At 62.5% G+C, this 17,467-nt stretch carries 14 protein-coding genes; 5 read left to right on the top strand and 9 right to left on the bottom strand.

The features are described 5' to 3' along the window. The first annotated feature begins 7 nt into the window (after nt 1-7). The 5 genes from cobG (at nt 8) to NL123_RS27485 (ending at nt 5,357) form a co-directional block, all read left to right on the top strand. A complete protein-coding gene (gene cobG / locus NL123_RS27505; RefSeq protein ID WP_494356728.1) occupies nt 8-1,354 on the top strand; it encodes a precorrin-3B synthase in 1,347 nt (448 codons plus the stop codon). After that, nucleotides 1,347-1,973, top strand: coding sequence for a precorrin-8X methylmutase (locus tag NL123_RS27500; RefSeq protein ID WP_248485912.1), 627 nt, complete (start codon nt 1,347-1,349; stop codon nt 1,971-1,973). Before cobG ends, NL123_RS27500 begins: the two co-directional genes overlap by 8 nt. Continuing rightward, nucleotides 1,973-2,704 (top strand): precorrin-2 C(20)-methyltransferase, encoded by a 732-nt coding sequence (locus NL123_RS27495; protein ID WP_058423571.1) that lies wholly within the window; start codon nt 1,973-1,975, stop codon nt 2,702-2,704. The genes NL123_RS27500 and NL123_RS27495 overlap by 1 nt, the downstream gene beginning before the upstream one ends. Beyond that, nucleotides 2,704-4,341: a precorrin-3B C(17)-methyltransferase gene (cobJ, locus tag NL123_RS27490; protein ID WP_494356727.1), complete on the top strand. Its 1,638-nt coding sequence runs from the start codon at nt 2,704-2,706 to the stop codon at nt 4,339-4,341. The genes NL123_RS27495 and cobJ overlap by 1 nt, the downstream gene beginning before the upstream one ends. A gap of 236 nt (nt 4,342-4,577) precedes the next feature. Continuing rightward, complete coding sequence (locus NL123_RS27485) at nt 4,578-5,357, top strand: hypothetical protein (RefSeq protein ID WP_494356726.1); 780 nt, start codon at nt 4,578-4,580, stop codon at nt 5,355-5,357. Here the strand turns inward: NL123_RS27485 and NL123_RS27480 are convergent. The 9 genes from NL123_RS27480 to accC all read right to left on the bottom strand — a co-directional run bounded on the left by NL123_RS27480 (nt 5,354) and on the right by accC (nt 17,467). Continuing rightward, a complete protein-coding gene (locus NL123_RS27480; RefSeq protein WP_003171467.1) occupies nt 5,354-5,950 on the bottom strand; it encodes a MarC family protein in 597 nt (198 codons plus the stop codon). The genes NL123_RS27485 and NL123_RS27480 overlap by 4 nt on opposite strands. Nucleotides 5,951-6,189: 239 nt before the next feature. Next, nucleotides 6,190-8,961, bottom strand: coding sequence for a hybrid sensor histidine kinase/response regulator (locus NL123_RS27475; protein ID WP_494356725.1), 2,772 nt, complete (start codon nt 8,959-8,961; stop codon nt 6,190-6,192). A 100-nt stretch (nt 8,962-9,061) separates the two neighbouring features. Beyond that, nucleotides 9,062-10,354, bottom strand: coding sequence for a phosphoribosylamine--glycine ligase (purD, locus tag NL123_RS27470; RefSeq protein WP_071493000.1), 1,293 nt, complete (start codon nt 10,352-10,354; stop codon nt 9,062-9,064). A gap of 167 nt (nt 10,355-10,521) precedes the next feature. Further along, nucleotides 10,522-12,129: a bifunctional phosphoribosylaminoimidazolecarboxamide formyltransferase/IMP cyclohydrolase gene (gene purH / locus NL123_RS27465; RefSeq protein ID WP_248485916.1), complete on the bottom strand. Its 1,608-nt coding sequence runs from the start codon at nt 12,127-12,129 to the stop codon at nt 10,522-10,524. Nucleotides 12,130-12,210: 81 nt separating this feature from the next. Beyond that, a complete protein-coding gene (gene fis / locus NL123_RS27460; RefSeq protein WP_002555375.1) occupies nt 12,211-12,531 on the bottom strand; it encodes a DNA-binding transcriptional regulator Fis in 321 nt (106 codons plus the stop codon). After that, complete coding sequence (gene dusB, locus NL123_RS27455; RefSeq protein ID WP_016976994.1) at nt 12,528-13,541, bottom strand: tRNA dihydrouridine synthase DusB; 1,014 nt, start codon at nt 13,539-13,541, stop codon at nt 12,528-12,530. Before dusB ends, fis begins: the two co-directional genes overlap by 4 nt. Nucleotides 13,542-13,726: 185 nt before the next feature. Then, on the bottom strand, nt 13,727-14,929 hold the full coding sequence (locus NL123_RS27450; RefSeq protein WP_494356724.1) for a DUF3426 domain-containing protein: 1,203 nt from the start codon (nt 14,927-14,929) through the stop codon (nt 13,727-13,729). Nucleotides 14,930-14,959: 30 nt separating this feature from the next. Continuing rightward, a complete protein-coding gene (gene prmA, locus NL123_RS27445) occupies nt 14,960-15,838 on the bottom strand; it encodes a 50S ribosomal protein L11 methyltransferase (protein WP_248485918.1) in 879 nt (292 codons plus the stop codon). 267 nt (nt 15,839-16,105) lie between these two features. Then, a complete protein-coding gene (accC, locus tag NL123_RS27440; RefSeq protein WP_494356723.1) occupies nt 16,106-17,467 on the bottom strand; it encodes an acetyl-CoA carboxylase biotin carboxylase subunit in 1,362 nt (453 codons plus the stop codon).

Below are 17,467 nucleotides of genomic sequence, written 5' to 3'. Positions count from 1 at the left end.
GCTTTTCATGCCGCCGGACAAAGCAGGCATAATACCGCGCCTTTACCCACCAACCGGTAGCCCCGTGAACCCAACGCCCGCTGTGAATACCTTGCGCCCCTCGGCCTGTCCGGGGTTGCTGCGTATTGTCCAGGCGTTGGATGGCGGTATTTGCCGGATCAAATTGGCCGGTGGTTCGATCACCAGCAAGCAAGCCCAAGTGGTGGCAGATGCGGCCCAGGCCTATGCGGGCGGGGTGATCGAGGCGACCAACCGCGCCAACCTGCAGATTCGCGGGATTGGTGCCCAAGAGCAGGCATTGATCGCCCTGCTACTGGCCGCAGGCCTGGGTCCCAGCAATGCCGCCGGCGACGATGTCCGCAACCTGATGCTCAGCCCCAGCGCCGGGATCGACCCGCAGATGCTGTTCGACACCCGCCCGCTGGCCGATGAGATCCTCGCCACCCTGCAAAACCACCCACGTTTCCATGAACTGTCAGCCAAGTTCGCCATACAGCTGGATGGCGGTGAAGCCCTGGCGATGCTTGAGCATCACCACGACCTGTGGCTGTCGGCCTTCATCCGCAATGGCCAGACGCTCCTCGCGTTCGGCCTGGCCGGTTGCCCGGGGCTGGATGCGCCACTGGCCGCCGTGCCGCTGGAGCAGGGGCATGCGCTGGTGGTGGCCGTGCTGGAGGCGTTTCTGGACATTGCCACTCCAGAACAAACCCGCATGCGCCACCTGCCTGTGGATAACATGCTGAGTCATTTAAACCAGCCGCTATTGCCTGTTGATGGCTTCAAACGCCAGCCCAGCGGGGCTTTGCTGCACCTTGGCACTTATCCACAGGATCAAAAGAATCAGTTTTATGTTGCCGCCATCGCACCCTTGGGCCGCCTGGATGCGACGATGCTCAAAGGCGCCGCGCAACTGGCCAGCGAGTACGGTGATGGCACCCTGCGCTTCACCCCTTGGCAAGGCGTGTTGCTGCCCAACATCGAAAAACCGTACGCCGTGACCGAGCGCCTGGCGCAACTGGGCTTCCTTTGCTCCATCGATCAACCCCTGGCGCGCATGACCGCCTGCACCGGCGCCAGCGGGTGCGGCAAGGCCCTGGCCGACACCAAGGCCGATGCCGTGCAACTGGCTGCCTTGCAGCCCGGCCATGACGTGCACCTGTCCGGCTGCCCCCGTTCCTGCGCGGCTGCGCACGTTGCGCCGGTCACCTTGCTGGCGGTGAGCCCCGGCCACTACGACCTCTATTTCCGCGACGCAGCCCAACCCGGTTTCGGCCGGCTGCACGCGCGCACCCTTTCCATTGAAGCGGCGGGCGCCCTGTTGCGCGCTCGTCCACGGAGCAACACCGATGATTGATTACATCCGCGACGGTCAGGAGATCTATCGCAACTCCTTCGCCATTATTCGCGCGGAAGCCAAGTTGGAGCGCATTCCGGCCGACCTGGAAAAACTCGCGGTGCGCGTGATTCATGCGTGCGGCATGGTCGAGGCCATCGACGGCCTGCAGTTTTCCGAAGGCGCGGGCAAGGCCGGGCGCGATGCGTTGGCCGCTGGCGCGCCGATCCTGTGTGATGCGCGGATGGTCTCCGAGGGCGTGACCCGCGCGCGCCTGCCGGCCAATAACGCAGTGATCTGCACCCTGCGCGACGACAGCGTGCCGGCGCTGGCGCGGGAGCTGGGCAACACCCGTTCCGCCGCCGCGCTGGAGCTGTGGCGTCCGCACCTGGAAGGCAGTGTGGTGGTGATCGGCAATGCGCCGACCGCGTTGTTCTACCTGCTGGAAATGCTCGATGCCGGTGCGCCTAAACCTGCCTTGATCCTGGGTTTCCCGGTCGGGTTTGTCGGTGCTGCCGAATCCAAGGCGATGCTGGCGGCGGACAGCCGTGGCGTGCCGTTCGTGATCATGCAGGGTCGCCTGGGCGGCAGTGCGATGGCCGCCGCCGCGGTGAATGCCCTGGCCACGGAGGTCGAATAATGCCGGCACGCGGACGTTTGATCGGCCTGGGCGTAGGCCCCGGCGACCCGGAATTGATCACCCTCAAGGCGCTGCGCCTGCTGCGCGAATCGCCGGTGGTGGCGTATTTCGTGGCCAAGGGCAAGAAGGGCAATGCCTTCGGCATCATCGAAGATCACTTGGTGCCCCAACAGACCCTGATGCCGCTGGTGTACCCGGTAACCACCGAGGTGCTGCCGGCGCCGATGTCCTATGAGCAGGTGATCAGCGATTTCTATGACGCCGCCAGCGTCGATGTCGCCGCGCACCTGGATGCCGGCCGTGATGTGGCGGTGATCTGTGAAGGCGACCCGTTCTTCTACGGCTCCTACATGTACCTGCATGACCGCCTCGCCGAACGCTACGAAGCGCAAGTCATCCCCGGCGTGTGCTCGATGCTCGGCGGCGCCTCGGTGCTGGGTGCGCCGTTGGTGTATCGCAACCAGAGCCTGTCGGTGCTCTCGGGCGTGTTGCCCCATGAGGATCTGAAGCGGCGCCTGGCAGACGCCGACGCGGCGGTGATCATGAAGCTGGGCCGCAACTTCCCGAAAGTGCGCCAGGTGCTTGAAGAACTCGGCCTGGCCGAGCGTGCGCTGTACGTGGAGCGGGCGACCATGGCCAACCAGAAGATTGTGCCGTTGGATCAGGTCGACCCGGCGTCTTCGCCGTACTTCTCACTGATCATCGTGCCGGGCGAAAGGTGGCAAGGTTGATGAACCCGGCGATTGTCATTCTGGGCCAGGGCAGCCTGGCCACCGCGCGCCGGATCCAACAGCTCTACCCCGAGGCGCGGATCCACGGTCTGGCCGGGCGCGTTGGAGGTGCTGACCAGACTTACAGTGAGTTCGGCACGACCTTGCGCCAGTTGTACCAGCAAGGCACGCCGCTGATTGCGCTGTGCGCCGCCGGTATCGTGATCCGCACCCTGGCGCCGCTGCTGCTGGAAAAAGGCGAAGAGCCAGCCGTGCTGGCCGTGGCGGAAGACGGCAGCGCCGTAGTGCCGCTGCTCGGTGGCCTTGGCGGTGTGAACGTCATGGCGCGCGAGATTGCTGCCGCGTTGAACGTGGCCGCTGCGATCACCACCAGTGGCGAACTGCGGTTTGGCACCTGCCTGCTCAACCCGCCGCAGGGCTATGAGCTGGCCGACCTCGAGTTGGGCAAGCGGTTCGTTTCCGACCTGTTGGCCGGTGAAAGTGTGCGCATCGAAGGTGTAGCGCCGTGGCTGGATCAGGCCAACTTGCCGCAGGATCAACAGGCGCGCCTGGCGATTCATGTCGGCAGTGCCGAGCGCCAACCCACCGCCAATGAATTGCTGATCTACCCGAAGAACGTCAGCGTGACCTGCAAGCCCGGCGCGCAATTGGCCGAGCGTGTGCGCACGGCATTGCATGAAGCGGGTATCGCCGTGCAATCCCTGGCGTGCCTGCTGGCCAGCGAAACGCAGATGGCCGAAGCGTCGTTGCGTGACGCGGCGTTGGAACTGGGGGTGCCGCTGCGTTTTACCGGCGTTTCCCAGGACGCCGATATCGTGGTCAGCGTGGCTGAACAGCCGCTGGACTTGTCGCAGATCGGTCGTGTTCGTGGCCGCCTTGCCGTGATCGGCCTGGGCCCCGGTGCCGCCGAGTTGATGGTGCCAGCGGTGAAGGCTGAACTGGCGCGTTGCACCGATGTGCTGGGTTACGAGACCTATGTGCGCATGGCCGGCCCGTTCCGCGAGGATCAAGTGCAACACTGCACCGATAACCGCGAAGAAATGCAGCGTGCCCGTCACGCCTTCGAGCTGGCGGCCCAAGGCCGTTCGGTGGTGGTGGTGTCGTCCGGCGACCCGGGTGTGTTTGCCATGGCTGCCGCCGTGATTGAGGCGTTGCACGAATCCAGCGACCCGACCTGGCATCAGGTCGACCTGGAGATCCTGCCGGGCGTCTCGGCTTCGCTTGCCACTGCCGCCCAGGCCGGCGCACCGTTGGGCCATGACTTCTGCGTGATGTCGCTGTCGGATAACCTCAAGCCCTGGTCGATCATCGAAAAGCGCCTGGACCTGGCGTCCCAGGCCGACCTGGCGCTGGCGTTCTACAACCCGATCTCGCGTTCGCGGCCTTGGCAACTGGGGCGCGCCCTGGAAATCGTCGCCCTGCATCGCACACCGCAAACGCCGGTGGTGCTGGGCCGTGATATCGGTCGCCCGGGGCAGAGCCTGCGTGTCACTACGTTGGGGCAACTGACGCCGGAGCAGGTGGACATGCGCACCATGGTGCTGATCGGCTCGTCCACCACCTGCACATTCCCCCGTGCCGGTGGGGGTGAATGGGTCTACACACCGCGCTGGTACGGTGAAAAACCCGCCTCCTGAAAACGGCCTGTCGTCTGCCTGAAAGCGCCGAATTGCCCAGGGATTTTCCTGGCGTTGTTCGGCGCTTTTTCTTTTTTTTGCGACGAAATATGGAAACTCACCCGTGATGCCGCGTTATTGCTGGGCGTTGTGGTTCAACGGGTTGCGCCAAGGGATTTTTATCGTCTGGAAAGCCCATCGGCCAGTGAACTAGGGTGGACACAAGCCCCACGTTGGGGTGCTTGTGGAGAATCAAAATGGAGCGACATCATAGACGGATCAACAGTACAAAAAGGCGCAAGTTGATTGCCGCCTACAAATTACCGGGCGCGTCAGGCAAGCACGCGTCTGTACCGCTGGACACCGAAGATGACTTCAATGCGGCGGTGGTCAACAACAGTGTGATTTCGTTTGCCGAAGGCCTTTCGGGTCTGAACCGAGAGTACGTGCGTAAAAGTTATCTGCTGGCCAGCAGCTACGTCAGCGATGTGTTGAATGTGCACCGCGGTACCGAGGACTGGTACGACGAATTCATCAAGGTGATGGTCAGCCTGGGGTGGCTCCCGGTGCGTAGCAGCTTCGAACGGGTCTCACGTTCGGGCAAGGGGCTGACCGTGCAGTTGGCGGCGCTGAACCTTATTGCCACGCTGTTGGCTTCCACGTCCTTGTCCGCGCCGCTGCTTAGCGTGATGCCGAAACTGGCGGCGGATGCACTGGAGGCGTTGAAGCAGGCGCCGGCGTCTTTTGAATTGTTCAAGCGCAACAGCTCGGTGCACCAGGGCGGTGATTTCGGCCTGGCATCCTGTGCCGAAACCGATGGCGAATTGACGATGGTGCTGGTGACCTACAGCACTCACGGCGTGAGCAAACAGGTAGGGCTGCCCTTCCTGGAGTGGGACAGTTCCTCGTGCGAGGCCTTCAGCGGGCAGACGTGCCTGGTGCTGAATACCTCGGTGGTCAACGAAAAGACGATCCAACTGATGCGCGAGAGCGCGGGAGACAAAGTACAACTGGCGATTGCCAAATACCGGATCTAAGGCACTAGGTAGCCGCGTACCCCGGTGAAGATGATCTGCGCGGCCAGGGCGCAGACGAACAGGCCCATCAACCGGCTGACAATCTGCAAGCCCTGGTCACCGAGGATGCGTTCGATACGGTTGGACAGGTACAGCACCACGCCCACCGTGAGGCTGGCCAGGGCGATGCTGAGGATGGCGGTGAGCTTGTCATCCCAGTGCGGTTGGCTCACGCCCATCACCAGCAGCGCACCGATGGTGCCGGGGCCGACGGTGAGTGGGATGGTCAGCGGCACGATGGTCACATCCTGCTGCACGTTGTCGGTCTGCACCGCCGACTTGCCCTGGGCCATGCCCAGGGCGGAAATGAACAGCACACTGCCGGCGCCGATGCGGAAGGCGTCGACGGTGATGCCGAACACACTGAAAATCACCCGGCCGAACAGGTACAGCAACACGCTCGATACCAGGGTCGCCAACGCCACCTTCCACGCCAGGCGCCGCCGCTCTTTGCTGGAATAGCCACGGGTCAGGCTGATAAAGCAGGACAGCACGAAGAACGGGCTGTAGAGCACCAGCATTTTCAGGTAGACGCTGAATAACACGTGGAGCATGGGGGCGGCTCGCAGGAGGAAAGTGTGGAGAGTCTATCAGGCGCCAGAGATCAAATGTGGGAGGGGGCTTTTGTGGTGAGCGGGCTTGCCCCGCGCTGGGCTGCGAAGCAGCCCCAATAAGAACGCCGAGTTATGTCAGGCACTCTGCGGCGTTTGGTTTTAGGGCCGCTTCGCGCCCCAGCGCGGGGCAAGCCCGCTCACCACAAAAACCAGTTCCTACAGGAGGGCAGCGTTTCAAGTTAAGACGGGGCGTGCTCGGGCCTTTGCTGACGCTGCGCCACCCAAAACTCCACCAGCTCGCGCAACTGCGACAACTCCACCGGCTTGGCCATATGCCCATCCATCCCGGCCTGGCGCGCACGCTCCTTGTGTTCCGACAGAATGTGCGCCGTCAACGCCACCACCGGCGTGCGGATGCGCTGGTGGCTGACTTCCCAGGCACGCAGCTGCTGGGTCGCCGAGAAACCATCGAGGATCGGCATTTCGCAGTCCATCAACACCAGGTCATAACGCTGGGCCTTCATTGCTTCCAGCGCTTCCTCGCCATTGCTGGCAGTGTCCGGGCTGAGGTTGAGCTTGCCGAGCATGCCGCGAATCACCTTGGTGGAGATGCTGTTGTCCTCGGCTACCAGGATGCGGAAATCCGTCGGCACGGTGATGGCGGCCGGAGCGCTGAGGACCGGGCGTGGCAGCACGTTGCCTTTGCTGCGTTGGGTCAGTTCATCCGCCAGGGTGGTCTTGAGCGTGTAGCCGGCCACCGGTTTGGCGAGGATGCGCTTGATCCCGCAATTGCGCGCGATGATCTTGCTCGGCGCGTTGCTGATGCCGGTGAGCATGATCAGCAGGATGTCGTGGTTCAGGCTCGGGTCTTCCTTGATCTTTGCCGCCAGTTGCATGCCGGTCATGCCGGGCATGTTCTGGTCCAGCAGCACCACATCGAAGTAATCGCGCAGGTGCGCCTTAGTGCGCAGCAACGCCAGGGCTTCCTTGCCCGAGGGCACGGCGCTGACGTTGAGGCCCCAGGCCGAACATTGTTGCACCAGTACTTTACGGCAGGTGTCGTTGTCGTCCACCACCAGCACGCGCGCGCCTTTGAGCGGGCCGTCGAGGTCGGAGGTCGGGTGTTCCAGGCGTTCCGGGTCCAGCGGCAGGGTCAGCCACAGGGTGCTGCCCTGGTGGCTGCCGCTCTTGATGCCGAACTCGCCATTCATCAACAGGATCAACTGGCGGGCGATGACCAGGCCCAGGTGGCCGTTCAAACGGGTGGCCGAGAAGAAATTCTTGCTGTGCAGTTCGCTGTGCAGCAGGGCATCGCGCTCGGCGGGTTCCATCGGCAGGCCGCTGTCTTGCACGGCAATGCGCAGGCGTGGCTTGGTGCTGCGGTCGTCCAGGGCCACCACGATCAGCACTTCGCCTTCGTCGGTCTTTTGCAGGGCGTTTTCCAGCAGACTCAACATGGCCTGGCGCAGGCGCGTCGGGTCGCCGCTGATCACGCGGGGCACCTGGGGCTGGATAAAGCTGATCAGTTCGACGTTCTGCTGCTCTGCCTTGGCGCGGAAGATACTCAGGCAGTCTTCGATCAGCGCATTGAGGTCGAACTGCACATCGTCCAGTTCGATCTGGCCGGATTCGAGCTTGGAGATATCGAGGATTTCATTGATCAGCGTGAGCAGTTCGTTGCCGGCGCTGTGGATGGTTTGCACGTAGTCGCGCTGCTTCACCGACAGCGGCGTGCCCAGCAGCAGTTCGGTCATGCCCAGCACACCGTTCATGGGGGTGCGGATTTCGTGGCTGATCTTGGCCAGGAACTCGGCCTTGGCCGCGATTTCGGCATTGCTCGCCGCCAGGTCGCGGCTGAGGCTGAAACGCGCCTCGACAATTGCCCGCTGGCGCTCGCCCAACGCCAGGCTCATCAGCAGGCCGCTGAGGCAGATAAACGCCAGCAGCGTGACGATCAGGCCCTGGGGCGAGACCATCGTCAGGCCCAGCAACGCCGGCAGGATGATCAGCGTACCGATGTTGAACACCACCATCGCCGCCACGAACAGGCGTGCCGGGCGGTAGCCTTTCTGCCAGTGATAGGCTGAGACAAACAGCATGCTCAAGCCGGCGAGGGCCACCAGGGCGTAGGTGATGATGTTCAGCGGCAGGGTGTTGACGAACAACAGCAACAGGCCGCACAGCACGATGAACAGGATGTCCGCCATCAACAGCTTGTTCAGCGGGTGCGGGCCCAGGGGCATGAAGAAACGGTAGGCAAACATCAAACCGCAGGGTGCGGTGAGCAGCAGCGCCAGGTAGGCGCCTGGGGTCTGGATTGCATGCCAGTTCGGCAGCCATGGCCCTACCAGGTTGAGCAGCAGCGCCAGGCTGAGCATCAGCAGCACTTCGCACGCCGCCAGCCACAGGCTGCTGCGCGAGCGGTGATAGGCGAAGCGCGTCAGGTTGTGCAGGATCAGCATCAGCAGGCAGCCGAACAGCAGGCCGTAGATCAGCGTCTGGGTCTGGTCGGCGGCGGCGAGTACGGCTGGTTCCAGGGTGATGTAGGGGCGCAGTTCGTGTTCCGAGACCAGGCGCAGGTAAACCTCGAGGGGCTTCTGGCTCTGGGGCAGCGGCAGCATGAAGTCACTGCTGGGCAGCGGCCGCTCAGCCTGGGGCTGGCGAGTGCCGGTGCTTTGCTGTTCCACCAGGGTGTCGCCGTCCAGGACATAGAGGCTCAGGTGTGACAGATCCGGGGCGAATACCCGTAGCACTTGTTCGTGCTTGCCGGGTTGCAGCTTGAAACGTACCCACAACGCACCGTCCGGTTCCGCAGCGGTAATGCGGTCCAGTTCGATGGGGCTGAATTGATTGGTGTAGCGCGAGGAACGGATGTCGCTCAGTTGCAGGTCGGCCTGTTCATCAAGCAATACTGCCCAGCCACTGCCTTGCGCGGCGGCCTGGGCCGGGAGCAAGCAGAGCAGTGTCAGCAAGCTGACAGTGAAACCTATGGCGATCCTGAGCCAGCGCACGGCGAAATCCCTTCGTAGGTTGATGCACGGTTAACTATGCGCGGGTAGGCCTGCATACGGCAAGGGCCAGAGGCCCCTGCCTAGCCGAACGGATAGCTGCTTACTGGTTCTCGCCACGCTCCCGCGCAATGGCGCGATAGCCGATGTCCTTGCGGTAGAAACAGCCTTTCCAGTCGATCTTCGCGGCCAGCTTGTAAGCCTGTTGCTGCGCGGCGTCGACGCTGGCGCCCATGGCGGTGGCGCATAGCACACGGCCACCGGCCGTTACGACCTGGCCATCCTTGAGCGCGGTGCCCGCATGGAACACCTTGCCTTCCAGCGTAGCAGCCGCGTCCAGGCCTTCAATCACATCGCCCTTGGCGTAGTCGGCAGGGTAACCACCGGCCGCCAGCACAATGCCGACGCTCGGACGTGGGTCCCACTGCGCTTCAACCTTGTCCAGGGCCTGGGCCAATGCGGCTTCCACCAACAGCACCAGGCTCGATTGCAGACGCAGCATCACCGGTTGGGTTTCCGGGTCGCCGAAGCGGCAGTTGAACTCGATGACTTTGGGGTTACCGGCTTTGTCGATCATCAGGCCGGCATACAGGAAACCGGTGTACACATTGCCTTCGTCGGCCATGCCGCGCACGGTCGGCCAGATCACCAGGTCCATGACGCGCTGGTGCACGTCGGCCGTGACCACCGGGGCAGGGGAGTAGGCGCCCATGCCACCGGTGTTCGGGCCGGTGTCGCCGTCGCCGACGCGCTTGTGGTCCTGGCTGGTGGCCATCGGCAAGACGTTCTTGCCGTCGACCATCACGATGAAGCTGGCTTCTTCGCCGTCGAGGAACTCCTCGATGACCACGCGGGAGCCGGCATCACCGAACGCGTTGCCGGCGAGCATATCGCGCACGGCGTCTTCGGCTTCCTGCAGGGTCATCGCCACGATCACGCCTTTACCAGCAGCCAGGCCATCGGCCTTGATCACGATTGGCGCACCTTTTTCACGCAGGTAAGCCAGGGCTGGCTCGATCTCGGTGAAGTTCTGGTAGTCGGCCGTCGGGATCTTGTGGCGGGCCAGGAAATCCTTGGTGAACGCCTTGGAGCCTTCCAGTTGGGCAGCGCCGGCGGTTGGGCCGAAGCAGTCCAGGCCACGGCTGCGGAACAGGTCCACGACGCCGGCCACCAGCGGGACTTCCGGACCGACGATGGTCAGGGAGACGTTCTTTTCAGCAAAATCTGCCAACTGCTCAAGGGCCAGCACGTCGATCGCGACGTTCTCGCACTTGGCTTCAATGGCGGTGCCGGCGTTGCCGGGGGCCACGAACACTTTCTGGACGCGCGGGTCCTGGGCAACTTTCCAGGCCAGGGCGTGTTCACGGCCACCGCTGCCAATGATCAAAACATTCATTTCAAAAACCTCGGATGACGCAAATTCTTGGGAACACTGTGGGCGCTTTTCTGTGGGAGCTGGCTTGCCTGCGATGCGGGCGCCTCGGTGTAACAAGTGCACCGAGGTGATGCTATCGCAGGCAAGCCAGCTCCTACAGAAGCCAGTGCCCACCAGGCAATGTTGGATCAGTGGCGGAAGTGGCGCATGCCGGTGAAGACCATGGCAATGCCGGCCTCGTCAGCGGCGGCGATCACTTCGGCATCGCGCATCGAACCACCCGGTTGGATTACGGCGGTCACACCGGCTTTCGCGGCATTGTCCAGGCCGTCACGGAACGGGAAGAACGCATCGGAAGCCATTACCGAACCCACCACCTGCAAACCGGCGTGCTCAGCCTTGATCGCGGCGATACGCGCCGAGTTCACCCGGCTCATCTGGCCAGCGCCGACACCGATGGTCTGGCGGTTCTTGGCGTAGACGATGGCGTTGGATTTAACGTACTTGGCCACCTTCCAGGCGAAGATCAGGTCGTTGATCTCTTGCTCGGTCGGCGCGCGCTTGGTCACCACTTTCAGGTCGGCGCTGCCGATCATGCCGATGTCACGGCTCTGTACCAGCAAGCCACCGTTGACGCGCTTGTAGTCCCAGGCCGCCGCGCGGTCAGCCGACCACTCGCCGCAGGCCAGCAGGCGCACGTTGGCTTTGGCGGCGACGATGGCGCGGGCTTCTTCGCTGACGCTTGGGGCGATGATCACTTCAACGAACTGACGCTCGACGATCGCTTTAGCGGTCTCGGCATCCAGTTCGCGGTTGAAGGCAATGATGCCGCCGAAGGCCGATTCGGTATCGGTAGCGTAGGCCAGTTCGTACGCCTGGCGGATACCGCCTTCAGCGTCCGGGCTCACGGCCACGCCGCACGGGTTGGCGTGCTTGACGATCACACAGGCTGGCTTGACGAAGCTCTTCACACATTCCAGCGCGGCGTCGGTGTCGGCTACGTTGTTGTAGGACAGCTCTTTGCCTTGCAGTTGGGTCGCGGTGGCGATGCCCACTTCGGCAGGCTTGGCCTCCACGTAGAACGCCGCGCTCTGATGCGGGTTCTCGCCGTAGCGCATCTCCTGGGCCTTGATGAACTGGCTGTTGAAGGTGCGTGGGAACTGGCTGCGACCTTCTGTGCTGAGGGTTTCAGCGGTCTGGTTCACGGTGCCCATGTAGTTGGCGATCATGCCGTCGTAGGCGGCGGTGTGTTCGAACGCCTTGAGCATCAGGTCGAAACGCTGGGCGTAGGTCAGGCCACCGGCCTTCAGGCTTTCCAATACGTTGGCGTAATCACTGGCGTTGACCACGATGGCCACGTCTTTGTGGTTCTTGGCCGCCGAACGCACCATGGTTGGGCCGCCGATATCGATGTTTTCGATGGCGGTCGGCAGGTCGCAGCCTGGCTTGTTGATGGTGGCTTCGAACGGGTAGAGGTTAACGGCCACCAGATCGATCGGCTTGATACCGTGCTCGGCCATGATCGCGTCATCGGTGCCACGACGGCCGAGGATGCCACCATGGATCTTCGGGTGCAGGGTCTTGACCCGACCGTCCATCATTTCTGCGAAGCCGGTGTAGTCCGCCACTTCCACTGCGGCCACGCCGTTGTCCTGCAGCAGTTTGAAGGTCCCGCCCGTGGAGAGGATTTCCACGCCCAGAGCTTCCAGCTCCCGGGCAAATTCGAGGATCCCGGTCTTGTCGGAGACACTGATCAAGGCGCGGCGGATCGGCAGGCGGGTAGTCTGGTCGGTCATTTCAATTTCCATCAAAAGCAAAGGAGTCAGCAAAAAAGGCGACCGGTTTTACGCGGGCGCCTTTCTGGTTTGATTGAATGCTTACAGCAAATCGTATTGCTTGAGCTTTTTGCGCAAGGTGCCACGGTTGAGGCCCAGCAGCTCACTGGCTTTGGTCTGGTTGCCCTTGACGTAGTTCATCACGCTTTCGAGCAAGGGCGCCTCGACTTCGGAGAGCACCAGGTTGTACACGTCCGTGACGGAAGCGCCCTCAAGGTGGGCGAAATAATTGTGCAGCGCCTTCTCGACACTCCCGCGAAGGGTCTGGCCTTCTTCGCTCGGCGTGTTGAGGTGCTGTTTCAAATTGACGTTGTCGCTCACGGGTGTTGTTCCACTCACTAAAGTCTCGGTCATCATCGTCATGCGGCCACCCCCTCTCCGTCCCCTGTCCCCAGGCTCTTGTAACGCTCGCTGAAGAACTCACGAACGTTGGCGCATTGTGCTTCCGTATCATCCAAACGATTGAAGTGGGCGCGAAACTCCCTGGCGCCCGGCAGGGTTGCGAGATACCAGCCGACATGCTTGCGAGCAATGCGTACTCCCATCACATCTCCATAGAAGGCGTGCAGGGCGGCCAGATGCTCTAGCAGAATACGTTCCACCTCGATTAGCTCCGGTGCCGGCAACACTTCACCGGTACGCAGAAAATGCTCGATCTCACGAAAAATCCACGGACGCCCCTGGGCGGCCCGGCCAATCAACAAGCCATCGGCACCGGTGGCGTGCAGCACGCGCCGGGCCTTCTCGGCGGAGTCGATGTCGCCATTGGCGAATACCGGCATCGATACCGCCTGCTTGATCGCAGCGATGGTGTCGTACTCGGCTTCACCGGTGTAAAGGTCGGCGCGGGTGCGGCCATGCACCGCCAGCGCTGTAATGCCTGCCTGTTCAGCGATCTTCGCCACTGTCAGGCCGTTCTTGTTGTCCCGGTCCCAACCGGTACGAATCTTCAGGGTGACCGGCACATCCACTGCGGCGACAACGGCCTGCAGGATCTCGGCTACCAACTGCTCATCTTTCAACAGGGCGGAACCGGCGGCCTTGTTGCAGACCTTCTTGGCCGGGCAGCCCATGTTGATGTCGATGATCTGCGCCCCCAACTCCACGTTGGCCCGGGCCGCATCCGCCAGCATCTGTGCATCGCCACCGGCGATCTGTACCGAGCGCGGCTCGGGATCACCTTCGTGGATCATGCGCATCCGCGATTTGCGGGTGTTCCACAAGCTCATGTCGCTGGTGACCATTTCCGAGACTACTAGACCCGCGCCCAAACGCTTGCACAGCTGACGAAAGGGCTGGTCGGTGACGCCCGCCATCGGGGCGAGGATCAAGCCGTTCTGCAATGTGTATGGGCCGATGCGTACCGCCGACATAGGACTTCCCTGTTGTGGGGCCGGATCATTAGAGTTCGAAAAAGGGTTGGCATGATACCCGCTCTCGATGACTGGATAAAGGCTGAATTGGATAAAATCTGAACAGTTATTTCTTTATCGCCAGCGGTTTGGTTGCGCAGGGCAAAGTCAATAACCTGCCGTCAAACCTCAATGCATGAACCGATTCACTCGGGCGAGTGGAAGCTCAGGCTGTAATTCACGGCTTTGTTGCCCGGATCGAGGATATCCAGGGAGATATGGATCGGGGTTTGTGATGGCATTTCGCTAACGCCGGCCAACTCACCGCTGAGGTATTCGGCGGGTTTGAAGCGACGGCTGGCAATCAGGTTGCCGTTCAGGTCGGCAAAACGCAGCTCTAGCAGCGGGAAGGGCTGGGAGAAGGTTGCACGGTTATAGATGATCGCATCCACCACCAGCGCCCCGGCGAAATCGGGGTGGCTGCGCACCACCAGGTTACTGCTCTTGATATGGGCGATATCGACCCGCGACGGCACTGTGCAACCCAGGGTGGGGCACAGTTGCAGGAACCACGGGCGATACGCGTCCTGGCGGGCCAGGTCGTCGAATTGGTAGGCGATGTATTGGCCTGCGAGGCCGGCGGCGGCGATCAGGACCAGCAGCAGCCAGACCAGGCGACGGCCCAGGCCCGTCGGGCGTTTGTGTGCGTAGAGGTGCAGCGGATCGTCTTCCAGGTCCTGGAGCAAATCGTCATGGGCGCTGGTTTCAGCGCGTGGGCGCTTGCGGCGGGGTGGCAGGCGATCTTCGGGGTCGGCCGCTTTGGTCAGCGGCGTGAACGGTGGGTCGATGTCGTCATCGTCTGGTGTTGAGCGCAGGGGTGGCTCATCGTCGAGATCGTCGGTGTGGAGCGACATGGACGGTTCGGTGCGCTGCCTGGTCGCAGGTTCTGGCTCGTTTTCGCTGACGTGGAGGCGCTCTTCAGGCGGCTCGCTGAACAGGCTTGCCGCCCATTTCTCTTCTTCGGCCTTGACGCTGTCGCGGCTGGCGCTGAGAGGCTCGTCCTTTTGTCGACGATCGGCGCCCGCATGCCGGCGTTCTGCGCCCGGGGGCAGGGTGTGCTGAATCTCGCGGCGTTCCAGCTTGGCCAGTTCTTCGTCCAGGTCCAGGTTGTCCAGGTCCAGCTCTTCGGCGGTCCACTGTTTCTGGCTGATGGCGCGCGGTGCCTCGGCAGTGGTCTCGGGCTGCGGCGCCGGCGCCTGGCCGCGTTGCTCCAACAGCTGGCGGGCCGCATTGAACACTTGCAGGCACGAGCCGCAGCGCACCACGCCACGGGCCACGCTCAATTGAGCGTGGCTGACGCGAAAGCGTGCTTGGCAATGCGGGCACTGGGTGACGAAACTGTCGGTCATGCGGCCATCCGATTCAGGCAAGCGCTCATTCTAGCGCCGACGACCGCTGATGCGTACCCAGCCATCGCGGTTGGCGATCGGATCCAGCTCGAAATCCTTGGCGTAGGCGGCGGCGACGTCTTCGCCCTGCTCGGCCAGGATGCCCGACAGCGCCAGGCGGCCGCCCGGCCTGACCAGGCTCGACAGTTGCGGCGCCAGCGCCACCAGCGGCCCGGCGAGGATGTTGGCCACCAGCACGTCGGCCTGTACCTGGGGCAGTTGCTCCGGCAGGTAGAGTGGGAATTTGCCTTCAGGAATGTTGTTGCGCCCAGCGTTGTCGCGGGAGGCTTCCAGGGCTTGCACGTCGATGTCGGTGCCCACGGCTTCCTTGGCGCCGAGCAGCAGGGCGGCAATCGCCAGGATCCCCGAGCCGCAACCGAAGTCCAGCACGTGGCTGTCGGTCAGGTCCTGGCCGTCCAGCCATTCCAGGCACAGCGCGGTGGTCGGGTGGGTGCCGGTGCCGAATGCCAGGCCCGGGTCCAGCAGCAGGTTGACTGCGTCGGGCTCGGGCGCGGCATGCCAGCTCGGTACGATCCACAGGCGCTGGCCGAAACGCATCGGCTGGAAGTTGTCCATCCAGCTGCGTTCCCAGTCCTGGTCTTCGATGACTTCGCTGTGGTGCTCTGGCAGCGGGCCGCCGGTGAGCAGTTCCATATGGGCCAGCACGGCGTTGGCGTCGGTGCCGTCTTCGAACAGGGCCAGCAGGTGGGTGTGGGACCACAGCGGCGTGGTGTTGAGTTCGGGCTCGAAGATCGGTTGGTCTTCGGCGTCCATGAATGTTACGGAGACAGCGCCTACTTCGAGGAAAGCGTCTTCATAGGTTTCGGCTTGTTCTGGGCTGATGGCGAGACGGACTTGCAGCCAAGGCATGGCGGGCACCTTTGAAAAAATGAGTGTGCAGCGGGGTGGGGCTGCGAAAGGGCGCAAGTTTACGCGAGCGCACAGAAGAAGACGACATACACCGATCAAATGTGGGAGGGGGCTTGCCCTCGATGGCGCTGGATCAGACACAGATGCATCAACTGACACTCCCTCATCGGGGGCAAGCCCCCTCCCACATTGGACCCTGTACATCCAGAAATTCCAGGGCCCAGACACAACAAAGCCGCCCGGAGGCGGCTGTGTTGTTTGGAGCACTTACTGGTTGGCCAGCTTGTGTTCCAGGTAGTGAATGTTCACACCACCTTCGCAGAAGCCTTCATCACGTACCAGTTCCCGATGCAGCGGGACATTGGTCTTGATGCCATCCACCACGATTTCATCCAGGGCGTTGCGCATGCGGGCCATGGCCTCATCGCGGGTGGCGCCCCAGGTGATCAGCTTGCCGATCAACGAGTCGTAGTTGGACGGAACCTTGTAGCCGCTGTACAGGTGCGAATCGACGCGAACGCCGTTGCCACCTGGAGCATGGAAATGCTTGACCAGGCCTGGGCTCGGGATAAAGGTTTTCGGGTCTTCGGCGTTGATCCGGCACTCCAGGGAGTGGCCGTGGATCTTCACGTCGTCCTGGGTGAAGGACAGCACGTTGCCGGCGGCGATGCTCAGCATCTCCTTGACGATATCAATACCGGTGACCATCTCCGAGACCGGGTGCTCTACCTGCACGCGAGTGTTCATCTCGATGAAGTAGAAACGACCGTTTTCGTACAGGAACTCGAAAGTACCCGCGCCACGGTAGTTGATATCGATGCACGCCTTGACGCAGCGCGCCAATACTTCCTGGCGGGCTTTTTCGTCCAGGCCCGGTGCCGGGGCTTCTTCCAGTACCTTCTGGTGGCGACGTTGCAGCGAGCAATCGCGGTCACCCAGGTGAATGGCGTGGCCCTGGCCGTCGGACAGTACCTGGACTTCCACGTGACGTGGGTTGGTCAGGTACTTTTCCAGGTAGACCATCGGGTTGTTGAACCAGGCGCCTGCTTCGGAGCGGGTCTGCTTGGCGGCTTCGATCAGGTCTTCTTCCTTGTGCACCACGCGCATGCCGCGACCACCACCGCCACCGGCGGCCTTGATGATCACCGGGTAGCCGACTTCGCGACCAATGCGCAGAGCGGTTTCCTCGTCTTCAGGCAGCGGGCCGTCGGAACCTGGAACGGTTGGCACGCCGGCAGCGATCATGGCTTCCTTGGCGGAGACCTTGTCGCCCATCAGGCGAATGGTCTCGGCTTTCGGGCCGATGAAGGTAAAACCGGATTTTTCCACCTGGTCGACAAAGTCGGCGTTTTCCGCGAGGAAACCGTAGCCTGGGTGGATGGCGGTAGCGCCCGTCACTTCTGCTGCAGCGATGATGCTTGGGACTTTCAGGTACGAGCTTGTAGCCACTGGCGGGCCGATGCAGATGCTTTCGTCCGCCAGTTTCACGTGCATCAGTTCCGAGTCGGCCGTCGAGTAAACAGCGACGGTCTTGATGCCTTGTTCCTTACAGGCGCGCAGGATTCGCAGGGCGATCTCACCGCGGTTGGCGATCAGGACTTTTTCCAGTTTCTTCGCAGGTTTCAACAT

Source organism: Pseudomonas sp. FBCC-B1565 (assembly GCF_059133265.1).
Note: the sequence above shows the minus strand (reverse complement) of the source record. Positions and strands in the feature narration are given on the sequence as shown.